Source organism: Testudinibacter sp. 'clade 2' (assembly GCF_006227735.1).
Taxonomy (GTDB): domain Bacteria; phylum Pseudomonadota; class Gammaproteobacteria; order Enterobacterales; family Pasteurellaceae; genus Chelonobacter.
On sequence record NZ_VDHB01000126.1, the window covers coordinates 1 to 9,332 of the forward strand.

The following is a 9,332-nucleotide window of genomic DNA, read 5'->3' on the forward strand; positions in this document are numbered from 1 at the left end:
AGTTTATTATGCATACTACCTTAAGTCAGGATAGCGATCCCCAATTCATTCTGACCGCACTTTTAATGTTAACGATTAATATCAATCACCACCACTTCCGCTTGTGAGCCGATTCGAAATGGGATGCCCCAGAAGCCGTAGCCGGAGGTGACCACAAAATGGCGGTTGTTTAAGTTAAGATAGCCATGATCCAGCGGATAAATAACGTTGGTAATCAGATTCGCCGGAAAAACTTGTCCTTTGTGTGCATGTCCCGATAGTTGCAGATCCAATGCTAATTGGCTGTTTTCAATGATATCGTCCGGGCGGTGGTCCAGTAGGATCCGCAGGCGGTTATCTTGTGGTAAATGAGCGAGTAGTTGATTTAGCGGTAAACGAGTTTTATCAAGGTGATCATTGCGTCCGACCACCACAAAACGATTGTCAATCGAAACCGCTTCGTCCGCCAGAACATTGATCCCTGCGGCTTGTAATGCCAGACGAATTTGTTGTTGTGCGCCGAAAAAATCGTGATTACCGAGAGTGGCATAAACACCAAGCGGTGCGCGCAATTTCTGCAAGTGCGGTTGCATATTTTCTGCCAGATAATACGTCAAATTATCATCCATAATATCGCCCGGCATCAGGATGATATCGACCTGTTGCTGTTGCATAATCTCAGCTAATTTATCCAACTGTTTTGCACCAAACAGTTTGCCTAAATGCAGATCGCTGACTAAACCAATACGCAAACTGCCCTGCAATTTGTCGCTGTGAATCGCATAATGTTGCACATACGGGGTGTAGGCGTTGTATAAACCAAAACCAATGATCGAAACATACAGCAACGGCGCTACCAGCCGCAAAGTGCGGTCAAGTTTAAGCGGATTGACGACACGCTTTACCAATAAACGGATCAGCCACAGCCCCAGCGTGAGCATAAAGGCGTAGGCAAGCAAAAACAGTACAAAAGCGGTGATTCTGTATTGTGGAAAAACACGACTGGCCGTGATCGCCATTAAGATATTCGGCAGCAGCCACAGCAACGCACTCAGCAGAAAACCGCACTTTTGCCCGATGTAGGGTTTCAGATACCAACGCAGACCACGATTGGTGACATAAATAAACAGTTGTGCAGTTAAAATCACAACCGCAAAGATAATTAAATAGCGTGGCGGCATTATTTGCTCTCCCCAATAACCTAAAAAAAGTGCTTCAAAAAAAGAAAAATCCTCTGTCCAAAAAGTCAGAGGATTGCATTATACCGATTAAATCGGACTTAACGATACATTTTATACCGCACTTTTAAGCGGTATTTTTATACCGCCGTTTGAAAAATCACTTCATCCGCTTTTTTCACATAGCTATTGATCTGGTCAAAATTCATATAACGGTAGGTATCCGCTTTGTCGGTTTGCAGATCGGCTGCGTAACGCAGATATTCGTCCACCGTTGGTAAACGCCCCAATAAGGCGGCAATTGCCGATAATTCAGCGGACGCCAAATACACATTCGCCCCTTGTCCCAAACGGTTCGGGAAGTTGCGGGTCGAGGTCGATACCACGGTTGCACCGCTTGCCACCCGTGCCTGATTGCCCATACACAAGGAACAGCCCGGCATCTCCATTCTGGCACCACTCTTACCAAAAATGCTGTAGTAGCCCTCTTCGGTCAACAATGCTGCATCCATTTTGGTCGGTGGCGCAATCCATAAACGGGTTGGGATCACCTCTTTGAATTTATCCAGCAGTTTGCCCGCTGCACGGAAGTGACCGATATTGGTCATACAAGAACCGATAAAGACTTCATCAATCTTATCTCCGGCAACGTCCGACAGTTTACGTGCATCATCCGGATCATTTGGCGCACACAGAATCGGCTCTTTGATTTCATTCAAATCAATGTCAATCACTGCTGCATATTCCGCATCAGCATCGGCTTGCATCAGTTGCGGATCAGCCAGCCACGCTTGCATGCCTTTAATCCGGCGCTCGATGGTACGTACATCGCCATAACCTTCGGCGATCATCCATTTCAACAGTGTGATATTCGAATTCAAATATTCAATAATCGGCGCTTTATCCAGCTTAATGGTACAAGCTGCCGCCGAGCGCTCCGCCGAAGCATCAGACAGTTCGAATGCCTGTTCGATTTTCAGATCTTCCAAGCCTTCGATTTCTAAAATCCGCCCTGAGAAGATATTTTTCTTGCCTTTCTTCTCTACCGTCAGCAAACCTTGCTTAATCGCATAATACGGAATCGCATGCACCAGATCCCGCAGCGTGATTCCCGGTTGCATCGTGCCGCTGAAACGCACCAGCACAGATTCCGGCATATCCAACGGCATCACGCCGGTCGCCGCAGCAAACGCCACCAAGCCGGAACCCGCCGGGAAGGAAATACCAATCGGGAAACGGGTATGGGAATCGCCGCCGGTGCCGACCGTATCCGGCAACAACATTCGGTTTAGCCACGAGTGGATAATGCCATCACCGGGACGCAGTGACACACCGCCACGGTTCATAATGAAATCCGGCAAAGTGTGGTGGGTGGTAACATCCACCGGTTTTGGATAAGCCGCAGTATGGCAGAAGGATTGCATCACCAAATCGGTTGAAAAACCCAGACACGCCAAATCTTTCAATTCATCACGGGTCATCGGACCGGTGGTGTCTTGCGAGCCGACTGAGGTCATTCTTGGCTCACAATATTGCCCCGGACGAATGCCGTCCACGCCACAGGCACGCCCAACCATTTTTTGTGCCAACGTGAAGCCTTTACTGCTCTGCTCGGTGGCTTTCGGTTTGGCAAACACATCGTTTTCCGACAAGCCCAACTCACAGCGGGCTTTGTGGGTCAGTCCACGCCCGATAATCAGCGGAATCCGTCCACCGGCACGCACTTCGTCCAGCAACACATTGGTTTTTAAACTGAACTCAGCCAAAACTTGCTCAGTGCCGTGTTTGCAGATTTTGCCTTGATACGGATAAATGTCGATCACATCGCCCATTTCCAGATTGTTGACATCGACTTCAATCGGCAACGCCCCCGCATCTTCCAAGGTATTAAAGAAAATCGGTGCAATTTTGCTGCCCAGCACCACGCCGCCGGCACGTTTATTCGGCACAAACGGAATATCGTCGCCCATAAACCACAACACGGAATTGGTCGCTGATTTGCGCGACGATCCGGTGCCGACTACATCACCGACATACGCCAGCGGAAAGCCTTTTTGTTTTAACTTTTCAATCTGTTTGATTGGGCCGATAACCCCGACTTCGTCAGGCTGAATGCCCTCACGTTCATTTTTTAACATCGACAGCGCATGCAACGGAATATCCGGACGTGACCAAGCATCTTGCGCCGGTGACAGATCATCGGTGTTGGTTTCGCCGGTCACTTTAAACACGGTTACAGTGATTTTCTCCGCTAATTTCGGGCGCGATAAATACCATTCAGCCTCAGCCCAAGAGTGTAACACTTGTTTAGCGTAATCATTGCCCGCATTGGCTTTCTCTACCACATCATGGAAATTATCAAACATCAGCAAGGTGGAAGAGAGTGCGGTCGCCGCCAATGGCGCCAGTTTTGGATTATCCAGCGCTTTCAGCAACGGCTCGATATTGTAGCCGCCTTGCATCGTGCCAAGCAGCTCGACCGCCCTTTGCGCCGAAATCAACGGCGAACTGACATCACCACTCACTAGCGCAGATAGAAACGAGGCCTTGACATACGCCGCTTCGTCAACGCCTGCCGGCACCCTGTTTTCAAATAAATCGACTAAAAAAGCCTCTTCCCCTGCCACCGGTTTTTTCAGCAGCTCCACCAACTGGGCGGTCTGTTCTGCATCCAGCGGCTTAGCAACCACACCTTGCTGTAAGCGTTGTTCAACATGGGCTCGATAATCGGCTAAGAAATCTGACATCATTACACCTCGTCATTATGATAGTGAGTAAGTAGAGTAAGTTATGGCTCAACAACAGATCTTCGCTAAATCCATTGTTATTAAATTGTTACATATTACACCCTCTATAGGGCGACGCTACCACTTTATTTAAATTATTTGGGCTAGATCAAGGATTTTTTGCGATTTAAAGTATAAAAGTGCGGTTTGTCCTTTATTTTTCAACAATTCGTGCGATTTCAGCTTCCCAAAATACAAAAGCGAACCACTCGGCTCGCTTTTAGTCAGCTCATTCCGCGAGATATTTCACTAGCGCTGTAACAGATAAGTCCTTAATAAACTGAAATCATTTGCCATTTCATCGGACAACAACGGCAGTTTGTTGTGTTTGTCCAACGCTTGTGGCAACGGCAGCTCTAATCCAAGAATACGATCGACGCTCTCTTTAAATTTCGCCGGGTGGGCGGTGCAAAGGAAGATACCGGTTTCGCCCGCTTGCAGATCGGCATTTAAGGTATCGTAAGCAATCGCACCGTGCGGTTCGCACAAATAGCCTTTGGCTTGCATCGCTTGAAGTGCGGCTTCGGTTGCCGTATCGCTGCGCGAATCGCTGTGCAGTTCGCTTAAATTCCAGCCGTTACGCTTAAAGATCTCCTCCACCCGTGGCCAGTTGTTCGGGCGGCTCACGTCCATCGCATTGGATAAGGTCGCCACGGTAGCGTTCGGCTGCCATTGCCCGCTCTTCAAGTAGCGTGGTACGGTGTCGTTGGCATTGGTCGAGGCGATAAAACGCTTAATCGGCAAGCCTAGCCATTTAGCAATCAAGCCTGCGGTTAAGTTGCCAAAGTTACCACTCGGCACTGAAACCACCAGGTTATTACGCTGCGCTTGCGGCAGTTGCGCCACTGCTTCAAAGTAGTAGCACACTTGCGCCAGTAAGCGGCTGATATTGATCGAATTCGCCGAATTTAAACCGATTGCCTCACGCAAGTCTTGATCGTCAAAGGCTTGCTTCACCAACGCCTGACAGTCGTCAAAATCACCGTTAATCGCCACGGTGCGGATATTGCCGCCCAAAGTACAGAACAGTTTCTCTTGCAGCGGGCTGATTTTGCCTTTCGGATACAGGATCACCACTTCAATATTGTCTAAACCGTAAAACGCATGCGCTACCGCTGCGCCGGTATCACCGGAAGTGGCGGTTAAAATCGTGATTTTGCCTTCGCCGCGGATTGCCGCCAAGGTGCGCGCCATAAAACGCCCGCCGAAATCTTTAAACGCCAGTGTCGGCCCGTGGAATAGTTCCAGCGCATAGATATTGTCTTCGACTTTCACCAACGGTGCCGGAAACGTGAAGGCATCACTGACGATTTGGTTTAAAACCGCACTTGGCAATTCTTCGCCGATCAGTGCCGATAAGATCGCTTGGCTGCGCTCGACAAGCGGCAGCTCCAGCAACGCATCAATATTGTCCAACGGTGGAATCACTTCGGGGAAAAACAACCCTTGGTTTTTACCCAATCCTTCACGCACCGCTTGGGCGAAATCAACTTGCTGTTCCGGGTGTTTGATGTTGTATAAATTCATTAAAAAATCCTTTAATTGTGATTTGTTATTCACTTATTCAGCGAGGCGATGTAGGGACTGATTGTATTCACTCGGATTATTGACAAAGTCATTGATGAGGCAAAGTACGGGCGGATTGCATATCTGCCCGTATACGAAGCTCGACATAAGCACTTAATCAATAAAGGAAAATGCAAAGTACAGTTCGGGCGGATATACAATCCGCCCCTACTCTATTTATAAATTCCACTACTCTATTTATAAATTCCGCTACTCTATTTATAAATTTTGCTCGTTTATAAGTCATAGAATGACATCAGTCTAGCAGCCTTGCCCCTTGATTATCAACCTGGCAAACGTGGACGAAACCCTCGTTGTTCTGCAAATAGTTGTTTTCTAAATAGGTTGCCACTTTACTCGCGGTTGCCAAATCCGGGGTGATCGCAAAAATCGTCGGACCGGAACCGGAAATGCCTGTTGCCAATGCACCCAGATCACGGCAGCCTTGTTTTACATTATCATAATTCGGCAGCAACTGCTCACGATACGGCTCGGCAATCACATCTTTCATCATCAAAGCGGCTAAATTGGCTTGTTGGGTATGGCAAGCGTGTACAAAACTGCCCAGATAACGACCATGATCGATCACATCTTGGCGACTATAGCTTTTCGGCAAAATCGCACGAGCTTCGGCAGTGGAGACTTCGATCCCCGGATACGCCAGCACCCAATACCATTGATCAAAAAACGGCAAGGTTTGGCTGATATTGCCTAACGATTGCACCATCAACTGCACGCCGCCCAAAAAGCACGGCGCTACGTTGTCATAGTGAATCGAGCCGGAAATCCGTCCTTCCAGTTCGCCCATCATTTCCAGCAGTTCCATTTTGGAAAACGGCTCTTGATGGAATTTATTCAGCGCCACCAAAGCCGCCACGATCGAACAGGCGCTCGATCCCAAGCCTGAGCCGATCGGCATATTTTTTTCCAAAATCAAACGCAGCGACCGCACTTTGCAATTACGCAGTTTTAACCGTTCGCTAAACAGCACATAGGCTTGATAAACAATGTTTTTTTGTGGTTCTTTTGGCAATTTGCGCACAAAATAACCGGCACTTTCTAACTCAAAGCCTTGTGAAATGGCTTCGATCTGCACTACATCTCCCAGCAGTGAACCGTCAATCGGTGAAATCGCTGCACCTAAGGTATCAAAACCGACACTGATATTGGCACTGGACGCCGGAGCGTAAACTCTTAACAAATCTGACATTAATTGCCTCCTCCATTTTGCAGTGTGCGCAAAATATCAGCAAAAATCCCGGCAGCGGTCACATCATTGCCGGCGCCATAGCCGCGCAATAACAGCGGAATCGGGTTGTAATAACGGGTATAAAACGCCAAGGCATTTTCTCCGTTTTTCACTTTATACAATGGATTATCACCATCGACTGCCACAATCGAAACCTTGCATTTGCCATTTTCCAGTTGTCCGACATAGCGCAACACCTGCCCGTTGGCTTTGGCGGCAGCAACACGTTCGGCAAATTCAGCGTCCAGCTGCGGCAGCTCAGCCATAAAGTCTGCTACATTTTTACCCTCGGCAAAACCCTGCGGCAACACACCTTCCACTTCAACGTCTTTCAGTTCCAACATCAAACCGTTTTCACGGGCAATAATCAACAACTTGCGCGCCACATCACTGCCCGACAAATCATCACGCGGATCCGGTTCGGTAAAACCTTTTTCTTTGGCCAGTGCGGTTGCTGCCGACAGGCTCAAGCCCTCTTCCAATTTGCCAAAAATAAATGACAATGAACCGGACAGAATCCCGTCAAATTGCAGCACTTCGTCGCCCGCTGCCAACAGTTTTTGCAGATTATCAATCACCGGCAATCCGGCACCGACATTGGTGTCGTACATAAATTTGCGCTGATTTTGCGCTGCCACCGCTCTTAAGCGCAGGTAGTACTCCACATCGGAAGTGTTGGCTTTTTTATTCGGCGTCACCACATGAAAACCGGCACTCAAATAGCTGACGTATTGATTGGCAATATCTTGGTTAGAAGTACAATCCACCAGCACCGGATTGACAATATTGTTATCTTGCACAAATTTTACCAGACGCTCCACCGAATATTCAGCATCGGCTTGCACCAGCTGTTCACGCCAATTAGTCAATTCCAGCGGCTGTTCGCTCAGCAGAAGTTTTTTCGAATTCGCTAAGGCATAGACGCGGATCGCGATATTCTTTTTTTCCAGATAATCGGTCTGGCGTTGGATTTGATCGACCAACTCGCCGCCCACACCGCCGATGCCGACCACGAACACATCGACTACTTGATGATGGGTGAACAACGCACGGTGGGTGGCTTTCACCGCCTGCACTGATTTGTTTTGCGGCACGACAGTCGAGATTGAACGTTCGGATGATCCCTGTGCGATCGCTACAATATTGATATTAGAACGGGCAAGTGCGGTAAAGAAACGGGCGGCAATGCCTTTCGCGGTTTTCATGCCGTCGCCGACCACGGAAACAATCGATAAATTGTCGGTGATCTCCAGTGGTTCTAATTGTTTATGCTCCAATTCGTAAGCGAACTCTTGTTGTAACGCTTGCTTGGCGATCGCGACCGATTTGCTTAATACACAAAAACTGATGCTGTATTCAGACGAAGATTGAGTAATCAAAATCACCGAAATACCGGCGTTCGACATGGTGGAAAACACCCGCGCAGCCATACCAACCATGCCCTGCATGCCCGGACCGGAAATATTGAACATACTGACATTATCCAGATTGGTGATCCCTTTCACCTGCAAACTGTCCGATTTAACGTCGTTATTGATGTAAGTACCCGGCGCATCCGGATTGGCGGTATTTTTAATCACGCAAGGAATGCTACAGCGCACCAGCGGGCCGATAGTGCGCGGGTGGATCACTTTCGCACCGAAATAAGAAAGCTCCATCGCTTCTTGGTAAGAAAGGCTGTCCAACAAACGGGCATCACTGACCAAACGTGGATCGCAGGTATAAACTCCGTCCACATCAGTCCAAATCTCACAATAATCCGCATCCAGACACGCCGCCAACACCGCCGCCGAATAATCCGAGCCGTTGCGTCCCAGTAATACTAATTCGCCTTGTTCATTACCGGCGGTAAAACCGGCCATTAATACGATATTTTGTTTCGGGATAGACGCCGCATCCACACGCGGTTTGGATTTGCTGATACTGACCGACGATTCCAAATAAGTGCCTTTCGCCACCAGTTTTTCCACCGGATCGATCTGGCTGACCGAATAGCCTTTCGCCTCAAACCAGGCTTTCATCATCGCAATCGACAGTTTTTCGCCGCGGCACAAAATGGTGGCATTCACGCTGTCCGGGCAACGCTTGTTGCGCTGAATATCGCTTAATACCTGTTTCAGTTGGGTAAATTCGTTGTCAATAACTTGCAGAAGGGTGATTTTGTCGAGTTTAGGATTGGCTTGGTGTAAGCCATCGATAATGCGGTAGAAAATGTGAAGGGCGTCGTTAAAATCCTGTTCAAAATTTTCTCCGGCGACTGCCTTTTCGACCAACGCCACCAGATAATTGGTGATTTTCGCCGGTGCCGACAGCACGCCTGCCGCCTGATCCTTCAAATGCGCCTGTTCGATCAACCCGGCAGCCTGTAAAAAGCGTTCCGGATTCGCCAACGACGTTCCTCCAAATTTAAGCACTCGCATAATCTTCTCCTGATTTTTCTAATATGTTGATTTTAAATACTATTCTTAAATACTAAAAAACCCGCACTGGTCGGTGCGGGTTGCTTTGATTTTGTTATACAACACTAACCCGCCACGGACTTACGCATGGTAATCATAATGGTGGTGATAATGG

At 48.3% G+C, this 9,332-nt stretch carries 5 protein-coding genes; all 5 read right to left on the reverse strand.

Annotated elements, in window-relative coordinates:
• Positions 1-68: 68 nt before the first annotated feature.
• The 5 genes from FHQ30_RS09995 to thrA all read right to left on the reverse strand — a co-directional run bounded on the left by FHQ30_RS09995 (position 69) and on the right by thrA (position 9,178).
• Positions 69-1,160, reverse strand: coding sequence for a metallophosphoesterase (locus FHQ30_RS09995; RefSeq protein WP_139610932.1), 1,092 nt, complete (start codon positions 1,158-1,160; stop codon positions 69-71).
• A gap of 137 nt (positions 1,161-1,297) precedes the next feature.
• Positions 1,298-3,904 carry a bifunctional aconitate hydratase 2/2-methylisocitrate dehydratase gene (gene acnB, locus FHQ30_RS10000; protein ID WP_139610931.1) on the reverse strand — a complete coding sequence of 869 codons (2,607 nt, stop codon included), beginning with the start codon at positions 3,902-3,904 and terminating at the stop codon, positions 1,298-1,300.
• Positions 3,905-4,192: 288 nt separating this feature from the next.
• Positions 4,193-5,470, reverse strand: coding sequence for a threonine synthase (gene thrC, locus FHQ30_RS10005; RefSeq protein ID WP_139610930.1), 1,278 nt, complete (start codon positions 5,468-5,470; stop codon positions 4,193-4,195).
• 295 nt (positions 5,471-5,765) lie between these two features.
• Positions 5,766-6,710, reverse strand: a complete 945-nt coding sequence (gene thrB / locus FHQ30_RS10010; RefSeq protein WP_139610937.1) for a homoserine kinase — start codon at positions 6,708-6,710, stop codon at positions 5,766-5,768.
• Between the two features lie 8 nt (positions 6,711-6,718).
• The gene (thrA, locus tag FHQ30_RS10015) at positions 6,719-9,178 is read right to left on the reverse strand and encodes a bifunctional aspartate kinase/homoserine dehydrogenase I (protein WP_139610929.1); all 2,460 of its coding nucleotides are present in this window, start codon (positions 9,176-9,178) and stop codon (positions 6,719-6,721) included.
• Positions 9,179-9,332: the final 154 nt, after the last annotated feature.

What these genes read in the sequence shown, in the direction of transcription:
- FHQ30_RS09995 (WP_139610932.1), bottom strand. Translation starts at nt 1,160, where the DNA reads ATGCCGCCACGCTATTTAATTATCTTTGCGGTTGTGATTTTAACTGCA.
- acnB (WP_139610931.1), bottom strand. Translation starts at nt 3,904, where the DNA reads ATGTCAGATTTCTTAGCCGATTATCGAGCCCATGTTGAACAACGCTTA.
- thrC (WP_139610930.1), bottom strand. Translation starts at nt 5,470, where the DNA reads ATGAATTTATACAACATCAAACACCCGGAACAGCAAGTTGATTTCGCC.
- thrA (WP_139610929.1), bottom strand. Translation starts at nt 9,178, where the DNA reads ATGCGAGTGCTTAAATTTGGAGGAACGTCGTTGGCGAATCCGGAACGC.